Source organism: Geminicoccus roseus DSM 18922 (genome assembly GCF_000427665.1).
In the GTDB taxonomy this organism is placed as follows: domain Bacteria; phylum Pseudomonadota; class Alphaproteobacteria; order Geminicoccales; family Geminicoccaceae; genus Geminicoccus; species Geminicoccus roseus.
Map to the genome: position 1 here is coordinate 602,483 of NZ_KE386572.1, position 25,617 is coordinate 628,099.

Annotated in this window: 23 protein-coding genes and 1 pseudogene; 17 read left to right on the forward strand and 7 right to left on the reverse strand. The window is 65.4% G+C overall.

The genetic code is table 11. From position 1 onward, the window contains the following. Nucleotides 1-18: 18 nt before the first annotated feature. Nucleotides 19-1,005, reverse strand: coding sequence for a LacI family DNA-binding transcriptional regulator (locus GEMRO_RS0104230; RefSeq protein ID WP_169728310.1), 987 nt, complete (start codon nt 1,003-1,005; stop codon nt 19-21). 160 nt (nt 1,006-1,165) lie between these two features. Here GEMRO_RS0104230 and GEMRO_RS0104235 point away from each other — a divergent pair, with 160 nt between their 5' ends. From GEMRO_RS0104235 to GEMRO_RS0104250, 4 genes are read left to right on the forward strand one after another with little or no spacing between them, the layout of a single operon-like run. Continuing rightward, on the forward strand, nt 1,166-2,458 hold the full coding sequence (locus tag GEMRO_RS0104235; protein WP_169728311.1) for an ABC transporter substrate-binding protein: 1,293 nt from the start codon (nt 1,166-1,168) through the stop codon (nt 2,456-2,458). 32 nt (nt 2,459-2,490) lie between these two features. Continuing rightward, nucleotides 2,491-3,393: a carbohydrate ABC transporter permease gene (locus tag GEMRO_RS27490; protein WP_051328675.1), complete on the forward strand. Its 903-nt coding sequence runs from the start codon at nt 2,491-2,493 to the stop codon at nt 3,391-3,393. Next, nucleotides 3,390-4,280, forward strand: a complete 891-nt coding sequence (locus GEMRO_RS0104245) for a carbohydrate ABC transporter permease (RefSeq protein ID WP_051328676.1) — start codon at nt 3,390-3,392, stop codon at nt 4,278-4,280. Before GEMRO_RS27490 ends, GEMRO_RS0104245 begins: the two co-directional genes overlap by 4 nt. A 49-nt stretch (nt 4,281-4,329) precedes the next feature. After that, nucleotides 4,330-5,730 (forward strand): sulfatase-like hydrolase/transferase, encoded by a 1,401-nt coding sequence (locus GEMRO_RS0104250; RefSeq protein ID WP_027133024.1) that lies wholly within the window; start codon nt 4,330-4,332, stop codon nt 5,728-5,730. 3 nt (nt 5,731-5,733) lie between these two features. On the opposite strand, the gene GEMRO_RS27495 is transcribed toward GEMRO_RS0104250, so the two are convergent. Further along, nucleotides 5,734-7,230 carry a sulfatase-like hydrolase/transferase gene (locus tag GEMRO_RS27495; RefSeq protein WP_051328677.1) on the reverse strand — a complete coding sequence of 499 codons (1,497 nt, stop codon included), beginning with the start codon at nt 7,228-7,230 and terminating at the stop codon, nt 5,734-5,736. A gap of 168 nt (nt 7,231-7,398) precedes the next feature. Between GEMRO_RS27495 and GEMRO_RS0104260 the strand changes: the two genes are divergently transcribed. The 9 genes from GEMRO_RS0104260 to GEMRO_RS27510 all read left to right on the forward strand — a co-directional run bounded on the left by GEMRO_RS0104260 (nt 7,399) and on the right by GEMRO_RS27510 (nt 17,061). Further along, nucleotides 7,399-8,175, forward strand: a complete 777-nt coding sequence (locus GEMRO_RS0104260; protein ID WP_027133025.1) for an IclR family transcriptional regulator — start codon at nt 7,399-7,401, stop codon at nt 8,173-8,175. A gap of 106 nt (nt 8,176-8,281) precedes the next feature. After that, the gene (locus GEMRO_RS0104265) at nt 8,282-9,691 is read left to right on the forward strand and encodes a hypothetical protein (protein WP_027133026.1); all 1,410 of its coding nucleotides are present in this window, start codon (nt 8,282-8,284) and stop codon (nt 9,689-9,691) included. Continuing rightward, nucleotides 9,688-10,785: a mandelate racemase/muconate lactonizing enzyme family protein gene (locus tag GEMRO_RS0104270; RefSeq protein WP_027133027.1), complete on the forward strand. Its 1,098-nt coding sequence runs from the start codon at nt 9,688-9,690 to the stop codon at nt 10,783-10,785. The genes GEMRO_RS0104265 and GEMRO_RS0104270 overlap by 4 nt, the downstream gene beginning before the upstream one ends. 117 nt (nt 10,786-10,902) lie before the next feature. Beyond that, entirely contained in the window at nt 10,903-11,865 is a 963-nt protein-coding gene (locus tag GEMRO_RS0104275; protein WP_157505450.1) for a Bug family tripartite tricarboxylate transporter substrate binding protein, read from the forward strand. After that, complete coding sequence (locus GEMRO_RS0104280) at nt 11,862-12,335, forward strand: tripartite tricarboxylate transporter TctB family protein (protein ID WP_027133029.1); 474 nt, start codon at nt 11,862-11,864, stop codon at nt 12,333-12,335. Before GEMRO_RS0104275 ends, GEMRO_RS0104280 begins: the two co-directional genes overlap by 4 nt. Nucleotides 12,336-12,344: 9 nt before the next feature. After that, a complete protein-coding gene (locus tag GEMRO_RS27500) occupies nt 12,345-13,862 on the forward strand; it encodes a tripartite tricarboxylate transporter permease (protein WP_035484730.1) in 1,518 nt (505 codons plus the stop codon). A gap of 22 nt (nt 13,863-13,884) precedes the next feature. Next, entirely contained in the window at nt 13,885-15,363 is a 1,479-nt protein-coding gene (locus tag GEMRO_RS0104290; protein WP_035484732.1) for a sulfatase-like hydrolase/transferase, read from the forward strand. Between the two features lie 17 nt (nt 15,364-15,380). Then, nucleotides 15,381-16,514: a mandelate racemase/muconate lactonizing enzyme family protein gene (locus GEMRO_RS27505; protein WP_051328678.1), complete on the forward strand. Its 1,134-nt coding sequence runs from the start codon at nt 15,381-15,383 to the stop codon at nt 16,512-16,514. Nucleotides 16,515-16,572: 58 nt separating this feature from the next. Continuing rightward, nucleotides 16,573-17,061 (forward strand): SDR family NAD(P)-dependent oxidoreductase, encoded by a 489-nt coding sequence (locus GEMRO_RS27510; protein WP_276202817.1) that lies wholly within the window; start codon nt 16,573-16,575, stop codon nt 17,059-17,061. A 15-nt stretch (nt 17,062-17,076) separates the two neighbouring features. On the opposite strand, the gene GEMRO_RS0104305 is transcribed toward GEMRO_RS27510, so the two are convergent. The 3 genes from GEMRO_RS0104305 to GEMRO_RS0104315 are packed head-to-tail and all read right to left on the reverse strand — an operon-like array spanning nt 17,077 to nt 19,106. Then, entirely contained in the window at nt 17,077-17,790 is a 714-nt protein-coding gene (locus GEMRO_RS0104305) for an SDR family oxidoreductase (protein WP_407645351.1), read from the reverse strand. A 6-nt stretch (nt 17,791-17,796) separates the two neighbouring features. Next, nucleotides 17,797-18,093 carry a putative quinol monooxygenase gene (locus GEMRO_RS0104310; protein WP_027133032.1) on the reverse strand — a complete coding sequence of 99 codons (297 nt, stop codon included), beginning with the start codon at nt 18,091-18,093 and terminating at the stop codon, nt 17,797-17,799. Continuing rightward, a complete protein-coding gene (locus GEMRO_RS0104315) occupies nt 18,093-19,106 on the reverse strand; it encodes a zinc-binding alcohol dehydrogenase family protein (RefSeq protein ID WP_027133033.1) in 1,014 nt (337 codons plus the stop codon). Before GEMRO_RS0104315 ends, GEMRO_RS0104310 begins: the two co-directional genes overlap by 1 nt. Before the next feature lie 103 nt (nt 19,107-19,209). Between GEMRO_RS0104315 and GEMRO_RS0104320 the strand changes: the two genes are divergently transcribed. Next, a complete protein-coding gene (locus GEMRO_RS0104320) occupies nt 19,210-19,584 on the forward strand; it encodes a winged helix-turn-helix transcriptional regulator (protein WP_027133034.1) in 375 nt (124 codons plus the stop codon). A 3-nt stretch (nt 19,585-19,587) separates the two neighbouring features. Here GEMRO_RS0104320 and GEMRO_RS0104325 read toward each other — a convergent pair whose 3' ends face one another. After that, nucleotides 19,588-20,079, reverse strand: coding sequence for an Lrp/AsnC family transcriptional regulator (locus GEMRO_RS0104325; protein ID WP_027133035.1), 492 nt, complete (start codon nt 20,077-20,079; stop codon nt 19,588-19,590). A 126-nt stretch (nt 20,080-20,205) separates the two neighbouring features. Here GEMRO_RS0104325 and GEMRO_RS0104330 point away from each other — a divergent pair, with 126 nt between their 5' ends. Further along, nucleotides 20,206-21,132 carry a DMT family transporter gene (locus GEMRO_RS0104330; protein WP_205624896.1) on the forward strand — a complete coding sequence of 309 codons (927 nt, stop codon included), beginning with the start codon at nt 20,206-20,208 and terminating at the stop codon, nt 21,130-21,132. A 150-nt stretch (nt 21,133-21,282) separates the two neighbouring features. After that, nucleotides 21,283-23,649, forward strand: a complete 2,367-nt coding sequence (locus GEMRO_RS0104335) for a hypothetical protein (protein ID WP_027133037.1) — start codon at nt 21,283-21,285, stop codon at nt 23,647-23,649. Between the two features lie 103 nt (nt 23,650-23,752). Here the strand turns inward: GEMRO_RS0104335 and GEMRO_RS27515 are convergent. Next, nucleotides 23,753-24,845, reverse strand: a pseudogene (locus GEMRO_RS27515) (IS630 family transposase). A gap of 441 nt (nt 24,846-25,286) precedes the next feature. Between GEMRO_RS27515 and GEMRO_RS34010 the strand changes: the two are divergent. After that, nucleotides 25,287-25,433 carry a hypothetical protein gene (locus GEMRO_RS34010; RefSeq protein WP_157505451.1) on the forward strand — a complete coding sequence of 49 codons (147 nt, stop codon included), beginning with the start codon at nt 25,287-25,289 and terminating at the stop codon, nt 25,431-25,433. Nucleotides 25,434-25,617 lie beyond the last annotated feature (184 nt).

The window sequence follows — 25,617 nt, forward strand, 5'->3', positions numbered from 1 at the left end:
CAACGAGAGTGACAGCTTCTAGCTGCTCTGCCGCTCGACCAGCTCGAAGCCGACGTCGATCGCCCGGCTCTCCAGGGGCAGGCCTCGCAGGATCCGGCGCAGCATCCTGCCGGCCTGCTGGCCCATGTCGTGGCGCCGCACGCGGATCGTGCTGAGGGTGGGAACGCACTGCGAGGCCATCTCATGGTCGTCGAACCCCGCGATCGCCAGCCTGCCCGGGACGTCGATGTCGCGCCGCTGCGCTTCATAGAGAGCACCCAGCGCCAGGATGTCGTTGGAGCAGCAGACGCCGTCGATCTCGGGATCCTGCCGCAACAGGTCGGCCAGCCCGGCTGCGCCGCCGCGGACGTTCAAGTCGACCTCGACATAGCGGACAGGAAAGTCCGGCAGGCCTGCCGCGAGCCTTGCCATGCGATGCCCCTCGCGCCGGTCGCGGGTACGGTCGTTGCCAGCCGAGCTGCCATGCATGATGTAGCCGATCCGCCGTCGTCCCTTCGCGATCATCGCCTGGGTGATGGTCCGGGCAGCCTCCACGTTCGAGTACCCGACCACCATGTCGATCGGCCGGTCGGTCAGGTTGCCGAGTTCGATGACCGGGATGCCGGCGATCTCCAGCATCCGCCGGGTCGCGTCGGTATGGGTGATACCCATGAGCAGCATGGCGTCGGGACGCCGCGCCAGGAAGGCCGCGACCAGGTCCTCCTCCTCTTCCGGCGAGAACCCGCTCTCGGCCATCAGCAGGTGGAGCCCTTCCGCGCGCAGATGCTCGCCCAGGCCGCGCACGATCTCGGCGACCATGGAATGCTCGACGCTTGGAATGACGTAGGCGACGATGTCGGTACGGGCTGATTTCAGGCTGCCGGCGACCAGGTTCGGCACGTAGCCGGTCTGCAGGATCGCCGCCTGGACCCGCTCGCGCGTCAACTGGGCAACCCGTTGCGGCTCCCGCAGGACGCGCGACACCGTGATCAGCGAGACCCCGGCCAGATGCGCGACATCCTGCATGCGGGCTCCGGCCCGTCTTTCCCGTATCGGTCTCATCGGCGTGTTCATTGACCGGTTCTTATCGTGCGCCCAGCGTTGACGCATCTGAGTGTTAACGTTAGCATCCATGAAAATCAAACATGGCCATCCATGGCGGACGGGCCATCCGGGGAGGTCGACCATGAGATCATCGACACGCGTGTTGCTGGCGTTTGGCACCGGCTTGATGCTGGCGGGCGCAGTTGCCCCGGCTTGGGCCCAGGAAGCGACCCTGACGTTCCGGTTCAATGATCCGGACCAGGAGCAGATGCGCGCTGCGCTCGACCAGTTCGAGAAAGCGAACCCGGACATCAAGGTCGAGTTGGAGCGGATGGCGTGGAAGGACGCGCGCGACCAGTTCCTGCGTGAAGCTGCGGTGAGCACCGGGCCGGACGTCGTTCACATCGCGTTCGTGTGGGCCAAGGAGTTCGGGGAGGCCGGCGCAGTCCTGCCGCTTGCCGATTCGCTGGAGCAGAGCCCGCCGCCCAACGGCCTCGACGACTTCATCGCCATGGATCTCGCCACCGGGAACGATGGCAGCATCTATGCCCTGCCCTGGACGACCGACACCTGGGCGATGGTCTATCGGACCGACCTCCTCGAAGAGGCCGGGATCGACAAGCTTCCGGAGACCTGGGAGGAACTGAAGGACACGAGCGCCAAGATCCACGAGGCCACCGGCAAATCCGGGTTCATGTTCCCGGCCGGCAGCTCGGCGAGCGGCACGCTCTGGTTCCTCGCCAACTACTACTGGTGGTCGAACGGCGAAGCCCTGGTCGAGCGCAAGGAGGATGGCTCCTTCGGCATGGACCTGACAGCCGCCGACGTCACCGAAGCGATGGATTACTTCAAGAGCTATCTCGACGATGGTGAGATGCCGACCTCGATGCTGGGGGTGAGCGACTGGGCGGATCCGGCGATCATCCGCGGACTGGTCGAGGGGCAGAATGCCATCGGGATCATGCCGCCCAACACGTTCCAGGCAGTGCTCGACGCCTATGCGGCCGCTCATCCGGGGGAGAAGCTGCCGTTCGTCTCCGGCCCGGTGCCGAAGGGCAGCGAGACCCGCGCCACCCATCTGGGCGGGCGGATGCTCGCCATCAACGCCAACACCGAGAATCCCGAGGCAGCCTGGAAGCTGGTGCGGTTCCTGGCGGAAGAGGAGATCTTCACCGACTACTACACCACGCAGTTCCCGGCGCAGCGCAGCCTGCTGGAGGAGATCGAGTTCGCTCCTGAGATGGAGGGCTATGCCGAGCAGCTGATGCATGCCCGCTCCTGGGGCGCCTATGCGGATGGCCCGGCTCCGATCGGTGCCATGTGGAACGCCGTCGGCCGCGGTTTCGGCGCCGCCCTGTCTGGACAGCGCACCACTGCGGAAGCCGGCGAGGAAGTCGTCGAAACGGTCGGCAAGATGCTGGCGGACGGCCAGTAGGCCCCTTTTCTTCAAAGCGAAAGCGGCCGCACATGCGCAACGACCGACTGTTCATCGGGCTGATGCTCGCCCCGGCGCTCCTGATCCTGGCAGCCTTCTACGGCTACCCGATGGTCGAGAACGTCCGGATCAGCTTCACCGACCTGACCCTGCTCAAGCTGAAGAAGGGGGGCGACTGGGTCGGGCTCGAGAACTTTCGCGAGTTCCTGGGCGGCCGCGAGTTCGGGCACCTGCTGTTCAACACCTTCGTCTGGCTGACCGCGCTGTCGGTCGTCCTCCGCCTGGTGATCGGCATCGGCATCGCCGTGCTGCTGAACTCGCCGGTGCTCAAGCGCTTCAACATCGCCACCCTCGCCAAGCTCGCGATCCTGGTGCCGTGGGCGACGCCGCCCATCGTGGCGGTGATCGTCTGGCGCTGGATGCTCGACCCGCAGAACGGGATCATCAACCAGCTGCTTCTGTCGCTGGGCGTGATCGACGACCCGGTGGCGTTCCTGTCCGACCTGCGCACGGTATGGCCGGCGGTTGTCACCATAATTGTCTGGAACACCGTGCCGCTGGTGACGCTGGCGATCCTGGCCTCGCTGCAGTCGATCCCGGCGGAACTCCACGAAGCCGCCGGCCTGGACGGCGCCACGCGCCGTCAGCAGTTCCGCTACATCACCCTGCCGCTGCTCAGGCCCACCATCATCGTGCTGGGGCTGACCTCGGTGTTCTGGACCTTCAACAACTTCGTCTATGTCTGGCTGGCCACCGGCGCCGGCCCCGGCACCTACACCAACGTCCTGGCGACCGAGACCTACATCCGCAGCTTCGTCGACTTCCAGCTGGGCTACGGCGCTGCCATCGGCGTGGTGATGGCCTTGATGATGGCGCTGTTCGGGGTCGTCTACTTCTGGATCGTCGGCAACAAGATGGCGGGAGAAGAAGCATGAGCGGTCTGACTTCCGCCCGCGACGCTGCGCTGCCAGCTGACAATGCGCCCGGCATGGGGAGACGTCGCCGGTTCTGGCGCGATCCGTCTGCCACCGAGATCACGGTCGTGCTGCTGCTGACCATCCTGGTGCTGTTCGGGATGGTCTATCCCGCGATCTACATCTTCTACGGCTCGGTGAAGGTGGCTGGCGGCGTGCTCGCCGACACGGCAGGCTTCACCTTCGAGAACTATGTCCGGATCTTCCAGAGCGGCTTTGGCCAGTTTGTCGTCAACAGCCTGTTCATCTGCATCACCGCTACGCTGATCTCGACGGCGGTGTCGGTCTCGGCCGCCTATGCGTTCTCGCGCTTCGTGTTCCGCGGCAAGCGGCTCCTGTTCGGCGCCATCCTGTTCGGCCAGATGTTCCCCTGGATCGTCCTGGTGAACCCTTTGTTCGTCCTGTTCGCGCGCGGCGGCCTCACCAACAGCTATGCCGGGATGATCTTCTGCTACGTGGCGATCAGCATCCCGTTCTCGGTCTACATGCTGACCGGCTACCTCGCCACCGTGCCCAAGGACCTGGACGAGGCCGCGATCATCGACGGCGCGTCCCGGTTGCAGATCGTCTGGCGGATCATCTTTCCGGTGATGATGCCCGGCATCGTCGCCACCGCCACCTATGCCTTTCTGCTCTGCTGGACCGAGTATCTGTTCGCGCTGGCCTTCCTGACCAAGCCCGACATGAAGACGCTGCCCCTGGGGCTCTACCAGTTCTTCGGCGACGACAGCGTCGACTGGGGAGCGGTCATGGCCGCCTCGGCGGTGACCACGCTGCCGACGCTGATCCTGTTCCTGCCCCTGCAGTCGAAGCTCAGCGCCGGGCTCACCGCAGGCGCGGTCAAGTAGCGCCGCCTCGGCTCCCTCCTGCCAATCTTTCCAAGGAAACCGACCGACCATGAGCCAGCGGCCGAACATCGTCGTGCTGATCGCGGACGACCACCGTCATCAATCCATCGGCGCCAACGGCAACGACGAGGTTCGCAGCCCGAACCTGGATGCCCTGGCCAGGCGCGGGACCGTGTTCGATGGCGCTCACTGCCAGGGCGGGATGCATCCGGCGATCTGCGTGCCGAGCCGTGCCTCGCTGATGACCGGACGCAATGTCTTCACCTCGTCGGTCGATCCGGCCGGAGCCGACTACGAGGGCACCGCCTTCGCGATCCCCGCCGATCTGCAGACCTTTCCGGAACGGCTGCGCGCCCATGGCTACCACACCCATGGCATCGGCAAGTGGCACAACGACATTCCCTCCTTCGCGCGCTCGTTCGCGAGCGGCGAGCGGCTGATGTTCGGCGGCATGAGCGACCATGACCGGGTGCCGATGCGGCACTACGACGAGACTGGCCAATTTCCTGCCGAGGACATTCATTTCGAGGAAGGCTTCTCGACCGATCTGTTCGCCGAATCGGCGATCCGGTTCCTGCGCGAGTACCAGGCCGACGATCCGTTCTGCCTCTACGTGGCGTTCACCGCGCCGCACGACCCGCGCACTCCTCCGGCAGCCTTCGCGGTCGATCCAGAAGCGGTCACCCTGCCCCCCAACCTCCTGCCAATGCATCCGTTCGACAATGGCGAGATGCTGGTGCGCGACGAGATGCTGGAGGCGTTCCCACGCACATCGGATGCGATCCGCCGCCATCTGGCAGACTATTACGGGATGATCGCCCATCTGGACGATGCGATCGGCAACATCCTGGCGACACTTGCCGAGACCGGCCGGGCGGAGAACACGCTGGTCGTCTATACCGCCGACCACGGCATCGCGATCGGCCAGCACGGGCTGATGGGCAAGCAGAACCTCTACGAGCACAGCATCCATGTGCCCCTGATGCTGGCGGGCCCGGGGATCCCGTCCGGCCGGCGCCTGCCGCATCTGGTCTGGCATGCCGATACCCATGCGACCCTGCTGGATGCGGCCGGCATCGCACCCGATCCCGCCAGCGAGGGTGAGAGCCTTCTGCCCGTCATCGACGGCCAGGCCGATGCGCCCAGATCGACGTTCGCCGCAGCCTACCGCTTCGGCCAGCGCATGATCCGCGACGAGCGCTACAAGCTGATCCGGTATGTGCGGAACCCCGAGGCCGACCTCGAGCCCTCCGGCAACACCCCGCCGGTGACTGCCGGATCGGAAACCGAGCAGCTGTTCGACCTGGCAGTTGATCCGTGGGAGATGGCGAACCTCGCCTGCCTTCCGGAAATGCAGCCGATCCGGGCCCGTCTGGGCGAAGCTCTCGACGCCTGGCAGCGCGAGGTCGGCGATCCGATGCTGGAACGGGCGCCTGCCGGCGCCCGCTAGGAGCTACTCCTCCTCGTCGCCGGCAAGCCCCAGATAGTTGTCCTCCGGCCGCATCTCCCAGAGGTGCTCGCTCCGGGGGCCGACCGAACGAGCCCAGCCGGCGAGCAGTTCCTTGTCCTGCACCCGCCTGGTCATGATCCGGTCGATCTCGACCGGATCCCAGTCCGCAAGCAGCCGGCCAAGGAGAGCGTGGCGCACGGAAGTGTGCGCCGGCGAGGCAGCCAAGTCGTTCTGCTCCAGCGGATCCTCGTCGAGATCGAAGAGCTGCGGCGCCATCCCGTCATAGTAGTTGAGCTTGTAGTGACCGCTTCGGATCATGCGGTGGCGGGTGGCCTGTCCGCCGGTCCAGGCAGGCGCCGCATCGGTGCAGTATTCGGCGAAGGTCTCGTCAATCCACGGTGCACCGGCGTCTCGGGCGACCGCCAGGAAGCTGCGCCCGTCGGCATTCGGCAGGGCGGGTGCGCCCAACGCTTCCAGGACGGTGGGCGCCAGGTCGATCAGGTTGACCACCGCCGAACGCCGTTCGTTCTGCGGCAGTCGCCCGGGCCAGGAGAGCACCAGCGGGACCTTGACGCTCTCGTCATAGAGCGTGTGCTTCCACCATAGCCCCCGGTCGCCGACATGATCGCCATGGTCTGAGGTATAGACGATGAGGGTGTCGTCGCGGAGGCCGAGTTCGTCCAGCCGCGCCAGGATCTCGCCAACCATCCCGTCCAGGCGCGAGGTCAGCGCATAATAGGCGGTGCGGGCGCGCAAGGCGTCTTCCGGCGATACCTCGCGGATGTCCCGGTTGTCCCGCCACCAGGCGATCCAGGGATGCTCGACCTCGGGGGACGGCGCCGGGATCGCGGGCAGCGGCACCCGCCCCTCATAGCGCCGGTAGTCCTGCGCGCGCGCGACATAGGGAGGATGGGGCAGCATGTAGCCGACCGTGAGCGCGAAGGGCTCGGCATCGCCTTTCGCGCGCCTGGCTGCGACCTCTTCCAGGGCAGCGATTGCCGCCGCGGTCACGTCGACATCCTTGCGCTCATAGGCGCTCTGGCCTTCGCCGGAGCGCTCCAGGCTCACCCGGTAGGGATCATTGGTGTTCGCGAGCGGTCCCATGTCGTGCCGCGGGATCCCGGCCCAGTTCGGGCTATGGTCACCGACCTCGCGGCGGACATAACCATGGAGCTGGTCCGGCCCGAGCGCATGCATGCGGCCGACCAGCACCGGCCGGTAGCCTCCGGCTCCAAGAGCATGCGCCATCGTGGGGATGTCGGAAGCCAGGTAGTCGGTGTTGGTCCAGCAGTTCTGGCGGACCGGGTAGCGCGCGGAGAGCGCCGACATCCGTGCCGGCAGGCAGATGGGCGAGGGGCAGTAGGCATTGTCGAACACGACACCCGACTTCGCCAACCGGTCGATGTTGGGCGTCTCGACCACGCTGTCCCCGTAGCATCCGGCAATGCGCTGCGCGTGCTGGTCCGACATGATGAACAGGAGATTGGGACGGCGGGTCATGGGCAGGCTCGCTGCGCCTGACGCGCGGCTACTCGCCAGCCGGCATCAAGCGTGTTTCATTGACAAAACGATGTTCCACACAAGAACGTTGACGGGAGAGTGTGTCAAGCTGGAGTTGGGCCGCCCCGCCCCTGGAACGGCCGTTTTCCCCATGGCATCAGGATCCACATGGACAAGACCCCGCGCTACACCGCACCTGCACTCGAGAAAGGGCTCGACATCATCGAGCTCCTGGCGCGTACCCGTGTGCCGATGACCATGACCGAGATCGGCGCGCGGCTCGGCCGCTCCAAGAACGAGATCTTCCGCAACCTGCGGATCCTGGAGGAGCGGGGCTATCTGGAGCGCAGGGATGGAGGGGACCGGTTTCGCCTGACCAACAGGCTGTTCGAGATGGGGATGAGCAACCCGCCGGTAGCCAACCTCATCGAGGCTGCCTACCCGGTCATGGCCGAAACTGCGCGGACGATCAGCCAGTCGATCCACTTGGCCGTGGCCAGCCGGGACCAGATGGTCGTGGTCGCTCGGGCGGAAAGCCCTGGCGAGGTTGGTTTCACGGTCCCGATCGGCCATCGCCGGATCCTGTCGGAGGCCTCCTCAGGACGGGTTCTGCTGGCATTCCAGCATCCGCCCATTCAGGACCAGTGGATCGAGCTGGTCCGGGCCGCACTCGGAGAAGCGGAACTGGACGAGGCGGCTCTTCGCGCCCGTCTGGCGGAGATCAGGGACCAGGGCTGCGAGGTCGCCGACAGCGCCACCGTGCTGGGCGTCAAGGATATCGGCTTTCCGATCTTCGCTCCGGGTGGCGAAGCCATGGCGGCGATCACCGCTCCATTCGTGCATCGCCGCAGCGGGCGCGACGATCTCCAGGTGGGAATTGCGGCCCTGCGCCTGGCAGCGCATCGCATCAATATGGCCCTTGCTGCCCCTCGACGCAGCATCTGACCGGGGGCCTCACCTCGATCCCAACGTCCTGCTGGGGCGATTCGCCCTTGCATTCAGTTTTTTTGGTGAAATGATGGCTCCTACCTGAAACGCAGTGGAACCAACCATGCGCGACGTCGGCATCACGATCCTGCCCGAGTTCTTCCAGAACGAAGGAGTCGAGGCGGTGCTCGACAACGTGGTTGCGCGTGCCGGGGCCACCGCGATCGCGACATCACCCTACGTCATGGAGCCTTCGCCGGAAGGCCAGGGGAGCCGCGAGCCGCCGGCGGATGCTGGCGCAGGAAAGGTACGGCTTCTCGATCGGCCGCTCTGGGGCCGTCGCGAACTCTGGGTGCGTACGGCGCCGAGTTATGCGCCGGACGACCGGCTCTATGCGGGGCTGCGCTATCAACCAGCCGCTCCCACTGCCCTGACGGAGCGTGAGGGCGGCGTCGTCGCCGCAGCCATCCGGGCCGCCCGGCAGCGCGGCCTGCAGACCCAGCTTCAGGTCCAGGCGGCGATCCCTCCCGGCTATCGCGTCCAGTTCGGCGGGCCCGTCGAGGAGGACCGGCCAGCCCTGCCCGATGGTCAGAGCCCAGGTGGCCGGGTCGACAACAATGGCTCGCTCGCAAGTCCGCACGTGCTGGCTTACACCCAGGCGCTCCTGCGCGATCTGGCGCGCGCCTATCCCGAGGTGGATGCGATCCGGATCGACTGGCCGGAATACCCGCCCTACTCGTTCGACTCGGTCTTCTTCGATTTTTCCGGCCATGCCGCCACGGCGATGACGGCGATGGGCTTTGACGTGGAACGGATGCGCAGGGACGTTGCTGCGCTGCGCATCCGCTTGGCCCGCCATGCCGCCGAAGGCAGGCTTGGCGGCGGCGACGCCTGGTCGCTCCTGGTGCGCGACATGGCGGACCTGCCCGGCAGCCTCGACTGGCTGAATGCCAAGGCGCGGATCGTCACCCAGTTCATCGCGTCCTGCCAGGAGGCGCTGCGGGAGGAGAGCGGTGGCCGGATCGCGCTGATGCCGCAGGCATTCCCCCATCCGTTCGCGCTCCTGTCCGGCTTCGACTATGCGGCAGTTGCGCGTCTGGGGGTCCCGGCGATCGGCTCGAAGCTCTACACGATGCACTGGCCGATGATGGTGCGGGTCCATGGCGAAGAGATCGCCGCGCTGGCCCAGGATGCCGACCGGAACCGGCTCGGCGCGGACATCGGCAGCTTCTTCGACCTGTCAGAGCGGCCGGGCGACTACGGCGCCCTTGACGGGGTGAACTATCCCGAGCCGGACGAGCGCCATCCCGCCGGCGCAAAGAGCCAGGCCCGCAAGATCCGAACCGCCCAGGCTCAGGCCGGCGACGTGCCGGTCTATGCTTTTGCACACGGCTACGGCCCGCTCGACGACATGCGGGAGCGCTGCGCCATCGCCTTCGAAGCGGCTCGCGGCCGGATCTGGATGAACCGCTACGCCTACCTCTCCGACGCCAAGCTCGATGCGATCGGCAGCGTCACGGGGGCCGGCCGATGAAGATCAAGGACATTCATGTCCGCGCCTTCGAGAAGCCACTGGACGGTACCGCCCGCAACCCGCGCTACCGCTGGACCGTGAAGCGTACCCTTCTGGTTCTGGTCGAAACCGAGAACGGGATCGTCGGCTCCGGGGAAACCTGGGTGGATGGCGGCAGCCCTGGTTCGCTCACCGCCTTCATCGAGGAGGATCTGAAGCCCGTCCTGCTCGGCGAGGACGCGCTGATGCCCGAGCGCCATTTCAAGAAGGCGCTGGACCTGACCGCCGTTTCCACCCGGCGCAGCCAGACCTTCGCCGCGATGAGCGCCATCGACATCGCCTTGTGGGACATCAAGGGCCAGGCGGCCAGGGAACCTCTCTGGCGCATGCTGGGCGGCCACGACCCGCAGGTGCTGCCCTACGCAAGCGGCGGCCTCTACAAGAACGGCCAGAGCGCCGACGCCTTCGCCGAGGAGTACGCTGCTTATGCAAAGCAGGGCTTCCAGGCGGTGAAGATCAAGGTCGGCGGCGCCTCGCTGGCGGTCGACCTGGAACGGGTCGCCAAGCTCCGCGCAGCCCTCGGACCTGGGCCGCGCCTGATGGTCGATGCCGTCTCCAATTACGACGTGCCGACTGCGGTAAAGTTCGCCAAGGCCGCCGCACCGCATGACATCTACTGGTTCGAGCAGCCGCTTCCGGTCGAGGACATCGACGGGCTGGTCCGTATCCAGGTGCAGGGCGGGATCCCCCTCTGCGGCCTGGAGAACGAGTACGGCCTGGCGACCTTCCGCCGGTTGATGGAGACCGACGCCGTCCACTTCGTCCAGTTCGATCCGGTGATCTCCGGCGGCATCACGCATGGACGGAAGATCGCCGCGATGGCGGAAGCGTTCTTCAAGCCCGTGACGCTGCACCATTCCAATTCGATCGTGTCCATGATGGCGAACATCCATCTGGCCGCCGCGGTGCCGAATGCCGACAGCATCGAGTACCACGTGTTTCACCAGCCTCTCTTCGACCAGGCGCCACCGCATACCTTTGATCTGACCAACGGCCGCCTCACGGCGCCGGAGAAGTCGGGACTGGGGATCGACCTGTCGCACCTGATCAGATAGGCCGAAGGATGCTCCAGAAACCCGACAAGAGGATTTCTGCGGGACAGGAAAACCAGTTCTGACTAGTGAACAAAGGAAGCCGGCAGGCACAGACCGGCAGTCTTCAGGGAGTTGACCATGCATCGTCGTCTACTTGGCGCCCTCCTCTGCACGGGTGCGTTGTTCGGACTGTCGCCAGCCACGGCCGATGCAGCGTGGCCGGAGAAGCCGGTCGAGGTCATCGTGCCCTTCGGACCGGGCGGCAGTTCGGATCTTCTGGCGCGGCTCGTCCAGCAGTCGGCCCTGGAGAACGAACTCATCCCGCAGCCGATTACCGTGATCAACCAGAAGGGCCATTTCTCCGTCGGCGCCACACAGGTGAAGAATGCCGAGCCCGACGGCTACACCTTCCTGGTCCTGCACATCGCGCTGCTGGCCGGCGAGGTCATCGATCCGGGCAAGGGCCTGAGCTATCGCGACTTCGAGCCGGTGGCGCTCACCGGCGGGTTCTGCCTGTATCCGGTCGTTCCGGACAACTCGAAGTACCAGTCCCTCGATGAACTGATGGCGGATGCCCAGGAGAACCCGAACTCGATCCTTCTGGGCGTGAACATCGGCGCCATCAACCACATGGCCGGCGTCATGCTCGAGCAGACCCGCCCGGGCGCCAAATTCCGCTTCGTCCAGATCGGCGGCGGTGCGGAGAACTATGCGGCGCTGAAGGGCGAGCAGACCCAGGTCGCGGTGCTTTCCGATTCCGAATATCAGAATTTCAAGAGCGGCGGCGTGCGGGCCCTGGGCTACACCGGCCCGGAGCGGTCCACCGGCTCCCCCGACGTGCCGACCGTGCGCGAGCTCGGCTATGAATTCGACTTCTGCGTCGACAGCTACTGGTTCGCCCCCAAGGGCACGCCGGCCGAAGCGGTCGAGGGCATGGCCGACATGCTCGAGAAGGCCATGGCCACCGATACGGTCAAGCAGGGCATGGAGCGGCTCAACCTCTCGACCAACTACATGCGCGGCGAAGAGTTCGAGGCCCGGCTCAACGAAACCTTCGAGCGGATCGAGCCGGTCGCCGAAGCGGCCCGGCCGCAGCAGTGAGCCCGAGGGAAAGACTGGCGGCCGCCTCACCCGAGCTGGTCGCGGGCCTTGTGACGCTCGTGATCGGCGGTCTGTTCATCGCGGAGGCGCGGGGTCTTCCCCCGCCCTTCTTCGAGCCGATCGGTTCGGCGGCGGTACCGCGGGCCACGGCATGGATCGTCGTGGCCCTTTCCATCGCCATGATGGCGAAAGCCGTCCTGATCGGGACCAGCCGGAAGATCCATTTCGAAACCCGTGCAGACGTCTGGCGGACGATCGCGTTCGCCGCGCTCGTGATCGCCTATGTGGTCGGACTGGCCCTAACCCGGATCGGCTTCGCTTCGCTCACCATCGCCTTTCTGACCATCGCGATCCCGCTGCTGGGCGGTTTCTCGCGGCGGATGTTCCTGCAGGCGCTGGCCCTTGGCGTCGTGCTGGGATTTGCCCTCCAGTATCTCTTCACCCGCGTCCTGGTCACCGACCTGCCCTGAGGGCCCTTCATGACCGAGCTTTTCGGCGCCATCGCGCATGTGCTCACGCCCTGGCCGTTGTTTCTGACCGTGTTCGGAACCGGGCTCGGGATCGTGGTCGGCGCCATCCCAGGGCTGACCGGCTCGATGCTGATCGCGCTGTCCCTGCCGATCACGTTCCACATGCAGCCCACCGATGCCATGGTGCTGCTGATCTCGATGTACACTGGATCCATCAGCGGCGGCCTGGTCTCGGCCACCCTGCTGCGCATGCCGGGCACGCCGGCCAGCGTGATGACGACGTTCGACGGCTTTCCCATGGCCAAGCGCGGCGAGGGCGGCCGCGCCTTGGGCCTCGGCGTCGGATCTTCCGTGATCGGGGGACTGGTCGCCTGGATCGCGCTGATCACGGTGACGCGGCCCCTCTCCGACCTGGCGACCCGCTTCTCGCCGTTCGACTATTTTGCTCTGGTCGTGATGGCGCTCGTCCTGATCTCCGCGGTCAGCGAGGGATCCCTGCTCAAGGGGCTGCTCAGCGGTGCGCTGGGTGCGCTGTTCGCCTTTCCCGGCAGCGACGAGAACACCGGGACGATGCGGTTCACCTTCGACTACTGGCAGCTCCAGGGCGGTCTCGACGCGCTGCCGGTCCTGGTCGGGGTGTTCGCGGTCGGCACGATCCTGGCGGATATCGCTGGCCTGGGGCGCAAAGGAGAGGAAGCGAGGTTCACCTCCAAGGGCATCCTTTCCAGCTTCCGGGAGGTGCTGGGCGACTGGGTGAACGTTCTGCGCTCCTCGGTGATCGGCACCTGGATCGGCATCCTGCCCGGCATCGGCGCCAATATCGGCTCCCTGGTCGCCTATACGGTGGCCAAGAACACCTCGCGGCGGCCTGAACTGTTCGGCAAGGGTTCACCGGAGGGCATCGTCGCCTCGGAATCGGCCAACAACGCCACGGTCGGAGGGGCGCTGATCCCGCTGATCGCCATGGGCATTCCCGGCAGCGTCATCGACGTGTTCCTGATGAGCGCGCTGCTCATCCACGGCATCCAGCCGGGGCCGCTGCTGTTCGTCAACAACGCCGACCTGGTCTACATCATCCTGGCCGCCTGCCTGCTCTCGACCCTGGCGATGGGCGCGCTGATGGTCGGCATGGTCGGCCAGCTGCGCCGGCTGATGGAGGTGCCCAAGGCCATCGTGCTGCCGGTTGTGCTGGTGTTCTGCGTGATCGGGGTGTTCGCTTCCAACAGCCGGATGTTCGAGGTCGTGGTGATGCTGTGCTTCGGCGCGCTCGGCTTCGTCCTGGAGCGGGCCCGCATTCCGCTGGGGCCGTTCGTGATCGGCTTCATCCTGGCCCCGCTCGCCGAAGCGAAGCTGCGCTCTGGCCTGATGATGACCGCGGGCGACATCACCCCGCTGTTCACCCGGCCGCTGTCGGCCTTCTTCCTCCTCTGCGCCGTGGCTCTTCTGGCCTGGCCTGCCATTGCCGAGCGCCGGCGTCGGGCCAAGCGGCTGGGACAGGCCCGGCTGGACGAGCCCGGCAAGCCATGATCCTGACCGAGGCGATCCCATCATGAGCGGCAGGCCCAACATCCTCTTCGTCACCGTGGACCAGTGGCCGGGGCACCTGCTCGGGATCGAGGGACATCCGGTGGTCGAGACGCCCACGCTCGACCAGCTGGCGCGCAACGGCACCCGGTTTACCCGCGCCTACGCGGAATGCCCGATCTGCATTCCGGCCAGGCGCTCGATCATGACCGGCACCGACCCGCGCACCCATGGCGACCGGGTGTTCCAGCCGGACCTGCCGATGCCGGACCTGCCGACCCTGGCCGGGAGCTTCCGGAACGCCGGCTATCAGGCGACGGCGGTGGGCAAGCTCCACGTCTACCCGCCACGCGACCGCATCGGCTTCGACGAGGTGATCCTGTCCGAGGAGGGTCGCCCCCATCTCGGCACGGTCGACGACTATGACCAGTTCCTTGCCGACAAGGGCTATCCCGGCCAGCAGTACCTGCACGGCATGAGCAACAACGGCTATGTCTGGCGCAGCTGGCACCTGCCGGAGGACTGCCACGTCACCAACTGGGCGACGATGGCGATGTGCCGGACGATCAAGCGGCGCGATCCCACCCGTCCGGCGCTTTGGCATCTCTCCTATACTCACCCGCACCCGCCGCTGGTGCCGCTCGCGTCCTATGTGGAGCGCTATGCCAGGCGCGCCATGGACGAGCCGGTGATGGGAGACTGGGCCACCGAGGAAGCCGACCTGCCGGTGGCGCTGCAGATCGTGCGCGGGTTCTGGCCGAACCTCTCTCCGGATGCGCTGGCCGATGTGAAGCGCGCCTTCTATGCGCTGTGCACCCATATCGACCACCAGCTTCGGATCGTGATCGGGACCCTGCGCGAGGAGGGCATCCTCGACGACACGATCATCCTGTTCACCAGCGACCATGGCGACCTGCTGGGCGATCACGGCCTCTATGCCAAGCGCTACCTCTACGAAGGTTCGGCGCGGGTGCCGATGATCCTGATCGACCGGGCGAAACAGCCGCGGCTGGGCCAGGGCATGGTGGACGACCGGCTGGTCGGCCTTCAGGACGTGATGCCGACCCTTCTTGATCTGGCAGGCATCGACATCCCGGCCAGTTGCACCGGCCGCTCGATGCTGGATCCCATCCCTCGCCGCCACCTCTATGCCGAGGCCCTGGAGGGGCAGAAGGCTACCCGGATGGTCACCGATGGCCGCCACAAGCTGATCTGGTACCCGGCCGGCAACCACCTGCAATTGTTCGACCTGGAGTTGGACCCACGCGAACTCCAGGACCGGAAGGACGATCCCGGTTACGCCGCGGTCCGGGACCAGCTGGAACAGGCGTTGGTCGGCGCGCTGCATGGCGGCGACGAGGCCTGGGTGCGGGATGGACGACTAGAGGGCTTTCCCGCGGCCCCCATCGCCGCCGTGACCGATCGCGGTCTGTCGGGGCAGCGCGGCCTGCATTACCCGCAGCCACCCATGACCGATCCCGGGCTGGTGGTCGGAACGCCCTGAGCCGAGGAGAGCCATCCATGACCACCCCACCTCGGATCCGGGACGTCCGGATCCATCTGGTTCGCGCGCCCCTGGATGAGCCCATCATCGCGCCCTTCGGCCGGGTCGAGATGCGCCACAACCTGCTGGTCGCGGTCCATCTGGACGATGGCGCGGTGGGCCTGGGCGAAACGTGGGCGAACTTCCCGCCCTGGGGATGCGAGGAACGGGTGGCGATCCTGCGCCACGTGGTCCGTCCTGCCCTGCTGGGCGAGAGCCTGGACGACCCGGTCCGCCTCTACGACCGCCTGCTGGCCCGGATGCGTCCCCTGGCGAACCAAATGGGTGCGCCGGGCCCCTTCCATCAGGCTCTGGCTGGCGCCGACCTGGCGGTCTGGGACGCCCTTGCCCGCTCGCGCGGCCTGCCGCTGGCGGACCTGATCCGCGGCGGATCATCCCCGCGCCATGCGGAGGTCTATGCCACCAACCTGCCGATCCATCGGCCGGAGATGATCGAGCAGATGGCCAGGCTGGGCCATACCCGCTTCAAGGTGAAGCTGCCCCAGGACATGGAAGTGGCGAAGACAGGCTTCCCCGCCTGCCGGACCGTGGCAGGAAAGCGGGCGCTGATGACCGACGCCAGCCAGGGCTACGATGTCGAGCGTCTGACGGAACTACTTCCGGTGCTCCAGGCTGCGGAGCTGACCTGGCTGGAGGAGCCTTTTCCGGTGGATGACACGGCCGCCTACCGGGCCTGGCGGAATTGCTCCGGCCGGCCGCCGCTGGCGATGGGCGAGAACAGCATCGGCCTCTCGGGCTTCCGGACGCTGATGGCGGAGATCTCTCCGGAGGTCGTGCAGCCCGACATCACCAAGACCGGCGGGATCAGTGGCGGCCGCACGATCTGCGCGGAGGTAGCGGGTCCTGGCCAGATGGTCTGCCTGCACATGTATGGGGGGCCGGTGGGCCTGTATGCGAGCGCCCATCTGGCGGCGGCAATCGGCACGGTCGCGTGGGTGGAGATGGATTCGAAGCGCAACCCGCTGTTCGAGCAGCTGCTGCCCTCGCCCCCGCAGGTGGTCGAGGGGCGCCTTCATCTCGGCGAGGTTGCGGGGCTCGGGTTCGATGTGCCGGAACGTGTCCTGCTCGATTCCGATGTAACCGAGTCCTGAGCAGTCGAACTGCTCTCGGTCGAACGCAGCAAGGCCATGCCGTTTTCCGTCGCGGCCTGTGATTCATTCTCGATCCGCGGGACCGCTCGCACAGTCGGATGTGGATGACATGGAGCGGATGATCGCCGGCAGCGTCACGGCAGTGATAGGCTTGTCCTACGTCGCCGCGCCGGCCTTCGCCGCGCGCGGACGCGGCACGATCATCAACATCGCCTCCATCGCCGCGATCGCGCCGGAGCTTCTGAACGGCGCCTGCGGCGGGACCAAGACCCTCGCGTTGGCTTTCAGTCGGTCGCTGAAGAAGGACCTGGACGGCAACGGCGTCGACGTTCAGGCGGGCCCGCCGCCTTCGAACTTCTTGGCAGATCGGATGATGACGCCCGAGGTGCTGGCCGATCTGGAGGCGGGCAGGTTCGCGTCGATCCCTTCGCTGCAGGACGAAAGCCAGTGGAAGGCTGCATGCAAGGAGATCCTGCCAACCTGTCGTCACGTACGGCGAGGCCCCGCTGCGCGATGGCTTAGAGTCGAGGGCATGGGCGGCGCATGATGCGCCGCCCTCCAATCATGCGATGACACCGCCGCCATCGACCCGGACCACCGATCCGGTCGCGAAACCGGTGGTCATCAGATAGATCGCGGCATTGGCGATGTCGTCGGGCAATCCAACCCGCCCCACCGGAAGGTGCGACCCCACGCGGGCGAACATCTCAAGCCGGGCGTCATCTTCCATTCTGGACCACAACGGTGTGTCGATGAGCCCCGGCGAAATCGTGTTCACCCGAACCGGGGCCAGTTCCAGCGCAAGACCTCGTGCCAACGCTTCCAGGGCAGCGTTGATGGCGCCTTGAAGCACCGATCTGGACGAGGGGCGCTCGGCAAGGAAGCCCGAGACGAAGGTGAGACTGCCGCGCTCGGCAATCCTCGCCAATCGCGCGACCGTGTAGGCACCCCAGAACTTGCTGTCCATCGCCGCTCGGGCGTCCTCGGGCGCCAGCTTGCGAACCGGCCCCGTGGGTGTCTGCGCGGCCGAGATCAGGACATGATCGAACTCCACCTCAGCCTGGAAAATGCTGGCCACCCTGTCAGCATCGGCAGTGTCGACCTGGACTGCACGCACGTTGCCCAGGATGCCTGCGGCCTTTTCCAGCCGCTCAGCGCTGCGACCTGCGATGGTGACCTGTGCCCCCTCGGCCAACGCCGCGGCCGCCACGGCCTGCCCGATGCCCGAGCTTCCGCCCACCACCAGAACACGTTTGCCCGCCAGTTTGATCATCACTACCCCTTAGGCCAGATGTTCCAGCCGCCGCAGATCGGGCGGCGAAGCCAGCAGATCATCGAAGCGCGCGGCAAGCGCGGTGAAAGGCGCGGCGCGGCCATGCGCCTCCAGCGCCGCCGCATCGCTCCACGCTTCCAGCATCACGAAGCGTGCGGGGTCCTCTCGGTCGCGGTGAAGGTCATAGCGCAGGCAGCCGGGCTCGGCGCGGACGTCGCTCAAGATGCCGGTCAGCGCGGCCTCCAAGGCTGTTTCCTGTCCCAGTTTCGCGACCAGCGTCGCGACTAGATGGATGGTGCCCGACATCAGAACCCCTCCAGCACGATCTTGCCTTTGGCGGTATTCGTTTCGATCAGGGCATGAGCCTTTTTCAGGGTTTCCGCGTTGATCGGCGACAGTGTCTCGGTCAGCGTCGTGCGAATGCGCCCGGCCTCGATCAGCGCGGCCACTTCATTCAGAAGTTTGCCCTGTTCGGCGATGTCGGGCGTGCCGAAGATCGCGCGCGTGAACATCAGCTCCCAGTGGATCGAAGCCGCCTTGCGCTTGAAACCGAGCACGTCCAGCGTTTCGGGGTCGTCGATCAACCCGAAGCGACCCTGCGGCGCGATCAGGGCCTGAATGCCCTTTACATGCCGGTCGCTCTGGTTGGTGGAAAAGACGAAACCGGGCGCGCCGATAGCGAGCGCCTCGACCTGAGCGGCCAGATCGCCGTGGTGGTCGATGACGTGATGGGCGCCAAGTTCGCGCACCCAATCCTGCGTTTCCGGGCGCGAGGCGGTCGCGATCACGGTCAGGTCGGTCAGAGCGCGGACAAGCTGGATGGCGATCGACCCGACGCCGCCCGCGCCGCCGATAATGAGAATGGCGTTGGCAGCTCCCGGAACGGCATGGCGGATGTTGAGCCGGTCGAACAGCATTTCCCATGCGGTGATGGCAGTCAGCGGTAGGGCTGCCGCTTCGGCGTTCGACAGTGTCTTTGGCTTGCGACCGACGATCCGGGCATCGACCAGGTGGAACTGGCTGTTGGCACCGGGCCGGGTGATCGAGCCTGCATAGTAGACCTCGTCCCCAGCGGAGTAACCCTTTGCCTCCGGGCCGACTTCGACGACTCGGCCCACGGCGTCCCAGCCGAGCACCTTCCAGTCGCCTTCAGACGGTGAGGCGCTGCGTCGGACCTTGGTGTCGACCGGGTTGACCGAGATCGCCGCGACCTCGACCAGCAAATCATGTCCGGTGGCTGCGGGGCGCGGCAAGTCGATATCCTGCAGCGAGTCCGCGCGATCGATGGGGCCGGGGCTCTTGTAGCCGATGGCTTTCATGGGCTTCCTCCGTTGTTCGATTGCGTCGGAGCGAACCTGGGCCTATGCTCAAATGTCAGCAATACGCACAACGAATGCATATAGTATCTGAAAGGATACTGTGATGGCCAAGGCCCGTCACTCCCGGTTCGACTGTACGCCGGGCTGTTCGGTAGAGGCAGCGATCGGCCTGATCGACGGCAAGTGGAAATCAATCATTCTCTGGCATCTGCTGTCGGGCACGCTGCGCTTCAACCAGATCCGCCAGCATGTCGAAAATTGTACTCCGCGCATGCTGACCAACCAGTTGCGCGAGATGGAGGCAGACGGCCTGATCACGCGCAAGGTCTACGCCCAGGTGCCGCCCAAGGTGGAATATTCACTCTCGGATCTAGGCCGAACGATGGAGCCGATCCTGCGGGCCCTGAAGGAATGGGGAGATGCGAACATTGGGCTTTACGGCAAGCCCAATGGTCACGATCCGAGGGACGCAATCTGATCGTCAGCGTTTGTCCAGGTGTCCGGTCGGCAGGGCCGTCGTGTATTTGACCTGATCCAGCGCAAAGCTGGACCGGATGTTGGCGACGCCCGGAATCTGGGTCAGGACGTTCATGACAAGCTCCTGATATCGCAGAAGGTCTTCGACCACGACGCGCAGCATGAAGTCTTCAGATCCTGTCATCAGATAGCACTCCATGACCTCCGGCCGGTCTTTGATGGCGTCGGTGAACGTACCGAGCGATGCCTTGTCCTGCTTCTCCAGCGTGACATGCACGAAGACGTTGACCAGCAGGCCCAGCATGACCGGATCGACCAATGCGACCGAGCCGCGGATCACGCCGCGGTCGCGCATGTCGGCGACGCGGCGCCAGCAGGGCGACGCCGACAGGTTTACCCGCTCGGCAAGTTCGGCGTTGCTCAGTTCCGCATCCTGTTGGAGCGCATCAAGGATGCGCAGGCTGGCCGTATCCAGGATCGGACGATCTCTGATCATTCATTTCTCCCTTAGCGCATTTACCGGCATGTCTATCCTCCTGCGTCCAATTTGGAGGATAAGAAAGGTCAGCTTCTGCGCTGAATAGGTGTCAGGATCATTGCGTCATACAAGCCGGAAATGACCATGTCCTGCATCACGCATGCTGCCAGTTTCGGAGCCCATCGGACGGCAAACAGCTGGATATGGCTTTCTGTGATGGTGCTGCTTTGGGGGTTGAGCTGGCCTGCGACCCAGATGGCCCTGACGGAGGTGACACCCTTGTGGCTCGCCGCCTTCCGCTTCGGGTCGGCCGCTCTTTGCCTCTTCGCGTTCCTCGTCCTGCGCGGCGAACTGGGCCGGCCGAGCCGTCACGACCTGCCGATTGTCCTCAGCATCGGTCTGCTGCAGATGATGACCTTCACCGGCCTCGGCATGATCGCGATGACCCGGACGGACACCAGTCATTCCGTTCTGATCGCCTACACCACACCCCTTTGGACCGTGGCGCTTTCATGGATCGCGTTCCGCACGCGGCCGAGCCGGGTCCAGATCCTGGCGCTGGTCACCGGGTTGGCCGGCGTCGCGCTGATCGGCTCGCCCCTTGAAACGGACTGGAGCGCCCCAGGGGCCTTCATGGGGGCAGGCTTTCTGGTGGTTGCGGCGATCGCTTGGTCGGCGGTTATCCTCCATGTTCGGCGGCACCGCTGGGTATCCTCCCCATTGGCGCTTGCTCCCTGGCAAATGCTGCTCGCAACGATCCCGCTTGCCATCCTGGCAGCAACGTTCGAGGGACTGCCGCATGATATCGACTGGAACATCCGGCTTGCCGAAATGATGTTCTTCATTGGTCCGATTGCGACTTCGGCGTGCTTTGTCATTTCGGCGGAACATGGACGACGCATCTCGACTTTCGCGATGTCGAACTTCACGCTCGGTGTGCCGCTGATCGGAATTGCCGGCTCTGTCGTGTTTCTGTCGAACCAGTTGTCGGTCGTCTTCCTGATCGGCCTCGCCCTTGTTTTCGCAGGAATGATCTTGGCCACGGCAGCGCAGGACCGCGGGAAGGCGTGACAAGTCGGTGTCTGTATATCCCCGTCGTTCGGCATGGCCCTGATCTGGAGAACTGCACAGGTGATCATCTGGCTGTCCGGTTCACGGCCCTGACGCGCATAGGCAATCAAGGCCAGGTCATCTGTCGACCGCGGTCCGAGGGAGGAAAAAATGCCCGATCACATCCGACATCTGAAAACAGTGGAGCAGCGGCTGCTGTGGCTGTCCCACTGGATGATCCACAACGCGAACCACCTGCGCCCCAAGGTCGACGGCATCAAGATCGGCGGGCATCAGGCATCCTCCGCCTCGATGGTGTCGATCATGACCGCGCTCTATTTCTCGGCGCTGAGACCCGAGGACAGGGTTGCCGTCAAACCTCACGCTTCGCCCGTCTTTCATGCGATGCAATATCTGGTGGGCAACCAGACGCGCGGGAAGATGGAGAATTTCCGCGGCTACGGCGGCGTCCAAAGCTACCCGAGCCGGACCAAGGACACTGACGACGTGGACTTTTCCACCGGGTCTGTCGGTCTTGGGGTGGGGATGACTGCGCTGGCATCCATCGTGCAGGATTTCATCACGGCCAAGGCCTGGGGGCAGGATGTGACCCCGGGCCGGATGGTGGCCTTGGTCGGCGATGCCGAGCTTGATGAGGGCAACATCTACGAGGTGCTGCAGGAGGGCTGGAAAAACGACCTGCGCAATACCTGGTGGATCATCGACTACAACCGGCAGAGCCTCGACGGGATTGTGCGCGAGGGGTTGTTTGGCCGGGTCGAGAAGATCTTCGAGGCCTTTGGCTGGGATGTGGTGCGGGTGAAGTATGGCGCGCTGCAACGGGCGGCCTTTGCTGAGCCGGGCGGGGCCGCGCTGCGCGACTGGATCGATGCCTGTCCCAACGCGGAATATTCCGCGCTTACCTATATGGGCGGAGCCAATTGGCGCAAACGGCTGATGGAGGAACTGGGCGATCAAGGGGAGGTTTCGGCGCTGATCGACCGCCGCAGCGATGCGGAACTAGCGGCGCTGATGGAGAATCTCGGCGGCAACTGCGTTGAGACGATGGCTGAAACCTTTGCCGCCATCGATCACGATCGCCCGACCTGCTTCCTTGCCTACACGATCAAGGGCTGGGGCACGCCGATTGCGGGCCACAAGGACAACCACGGCGGGTTGATGACCAAGGCGCAGATGGCCGAGTGGCAGGTCTCCATGGGCGTCCCTGAGGGGCAGGAGTGGGAGCCCATGGCGACGGTTTCCGACACGGCAGGCTTTCGGTCCTTTCTCGACAAGGTGCCGTTCTTCGCCGGGGGGTCGCGGCGCTACACAGACGCACGGCTCGACGTGCCCGCGGTGGCGGCCGAAACCAGTCGCGAGATTTCGACCCAGATGGCGTTTGGCAAGTTCCTCGACAATCTGGCACGCGCCGACAGCGATCTGGCCTCTCGCATCCTGACCACGTCTCCAGATGTGACCGGCACCACCGGCCTCGGGCCGTGGGTCAACCGGCGCAGGCTTTTTTCGCGCACCGCGCAAAAGGATGCCTTCATCGAGCACCGCATCCCGTCCACCGCGAAGTGGAACTTCGACCCGGAGGGCCAGCATCTGGAACTGGGCATCGCCGAGATGAACCTGTTTCTGCTGCTCGGCGCGGCGGGACTGGCGCACAGCCTCTGGGGCAGGCGGCTGATCCCGATCGGCACGGTCTACGACCCCTTCGTTCACCGTGGCCTCGATGCGCTGAACTACGCGTGCTATCAGGACGCGCGGTTCATGATCGTCGGCACGCCCTCCGGCGTGACGCTGGCACCCGAAGGCGGTGCACATCAGTCCGTCGGTACGCCCTTGACGGGCATGGCGCAGGATGGGCTGGCCTCATTCGAGCCCGCCTTTGCCGATGAACTCGCCGTCATCATGGAATGGGCGTTCGACTACATGCAGCGAGATGGCGGGAAGGACCCGGATGAGCGGACGTGGCTGCGCGATCAGACCGGTGGCTCGGTTTATCTGCGGTTGACCACGAAGCCGCTCGATCAGCCGGGACAGCGCGTCGACGATGCCTTCCGTCAGGGAGCCATCGATGGCGCCTATTGGATGCGACGGCCCGGACCGAACTGCTCGATCGTGATCGCCTATCAGGGCGCGGTTGCGGACGAGGCGATCGCGGCGGCGGGTCTCGTGGGGGAGCACCGCCGCGACGTGGCGGTGCTTTCGGTGACTTCGGCGGATCGTCTGAACGCAGGCTGGACTGCAGCGCAGCGGGAACGCGCCAGAGGCAACTCTAAAGCCCGCGCCCATGTGGAACGGTTGCTGGACGATCTCCCCGTCCATTGCACCCTGATCACCGTGATCGACGGCCACCCCGCAACGCTGTCCTGGCTGGGCTCCGTTGCCGGGCATCGGGTGGTGTCACATGGGGTCGAACATTTCGGCCAGACTGGTAGCATCGGTGAATTGTACCGCCACTTCGGAATTGATCGACATGCGCTTGTCGCGTCCGTCTTGAAGCTCACCGCCGGTTCGCCAGCGTGTTGAAAGCCTCTCCGCACGCTTTGCCGCGCTCTCAGGTTTCACGGGCTAGGTTAGCAGGTCCCCGGAGCTTCGACGCCAGGCTCATCTCCCGGCATATAATTTCAAGCTAGTGGTGTGAGTTAGACGTCCGTTGGCAGAAGCGAGCGATGCTGGCGAGAATGGTATCCGCGCTCTTGGTCCAGACGAATGGTTTGGGGTCGGCGTTGTTGGCAGCGATGTAGGCTCGGATGGCCTCCTCCAACGCCTGCGTGCTGGTGAACACGCCGTGCTCAAGCCGGCGCCGGGCCAGCAGGGCAAACCAACACTCGACCAGGTTGAGCCAGGAAGCACTGGTCGGGGTGAAGTGCAGGTGGAAGCGGGGCCGCTTGACCAGCCAGTCCTGGACGATCCGGGTCTTGTGGGTGGCGGCATTGTCCAGCAAGACGTGAACGTCGGCATCTGCTGGTACGCCTGCCTCGATGGTGTCGAGGAAGGCGCGGAACTCGATGCTGCGATGCCGGCGCTGGCAGCGGCCGATGACGGTGCCGGCCTTGATGTCCAGGGCTGCAAACAGATCGGTCGTGCCGCAGCGCCGGTAGCCGTGCGTATGGCGCTCGAGTTGTCCCGGCCGCATCGGCAGGACCGGCGCGGTCGGCCGCAACGCCTGGATCTGCGGCTTCTCGTCGACGCACAGCACCAGGGCCCGGTCCGGCGGGTTCAAGTACAGGCCGACCACATCATCCACCTTGTCCACGAAGGCCGGATCGGTGGAGAGCTTGAACGTCTCTACCCGATGGGGCCGCAGACCGAACGCACGCCAGATCCGCCTCACCGCCGTTTGGCTCATCCCAGCCCGCATGGCGATCGACCGGGTGCTCCAGTGGGTGGCGTTGGCCGGCATCTCTTCCAGGGTCAACGCGATCAGACGCTCGACCGCTTGGTCATCGATCTGCCTGGAGGCTCCCGCACGCGGCGCATCGACCAGACCCTCCAGCCGATGCAGGGCAAAACGCCGGCGCCACAGGGCCACCGTCGGCCGGCTCACGCCCAGCGCCCTGGCCACCCCGAGATTGGTGGCCTCCGGCTCGGCGCAGGCAAGCACCACCCGGGCACGCTTAAGCCAGCGCCTGTCCCACCTTGTGTCGACGGACCAGGTTCTCCAGCGCCACCCGTTCCGCCGATGTCAGCTCAAGAACAATCGCCTTTGGTCCACGAGCCATGGCAGCCTCCTCCAAACAAAGATGCTACCATCGCCCAACTTGCTCCAACTGCAAGCTGATCTTTAACTCAGACCACTAGATCTATTCTGGCACCCTAGGAGGATGGCCCACGAGCTCGGCTTCCACTCTGGTTTACCCCTATTTTCTATCCGTACCGGTATTTAAAGAAACGCATCCGAGCCTGTTTCTCGGCAAGGAACCGGCCTGCATCGGCTGGAAGTAAGATCGCTACCCAAGAGGCGGTCCCGGGACTTTGGACAGACGGATAAGCTTGGTTCGCCCTGAAATGGACGGATCCGATGACGGGAAAACGGACGGAGTGTTCTGCGGAGAAGGCGAAGGTGGCGCTGGAGGCGCCGCTTGGGGAACGAAACGACCGCGCAGCGGGCGGCCAGGCACCGCATTCATTAGACGATGGTGGGCGAGTGGAAGCACCGGGCCATGGAGGGCATGGCCGGGGCATTTTCGGGTAAGTCGGCAGGCCGGGAGAGCGCCAAGGCGAGCGAGGCGGAGGCGGAGAAGCTGCACGCGAAGATCGGGCAGTTGCTGGTGGAGCCGGATCGTCTGGCCAAAGCGTCCGGACGATAAGACTGGAGCGGCAACGACAGATGATCGCGCCCGATCACCCGCAGCTCCCGGTTATGCGCCCGTGCGTGTTGGTCTCGATCAGCCTGAGACGGGACCACCTCTTGGGTGCTGCTTCGGCCATGGTCGCCCCTCCCAATCCGCAGCCTGGATCAGTTCAGGCCGTAGGACAGGGAGGTTGAGCATT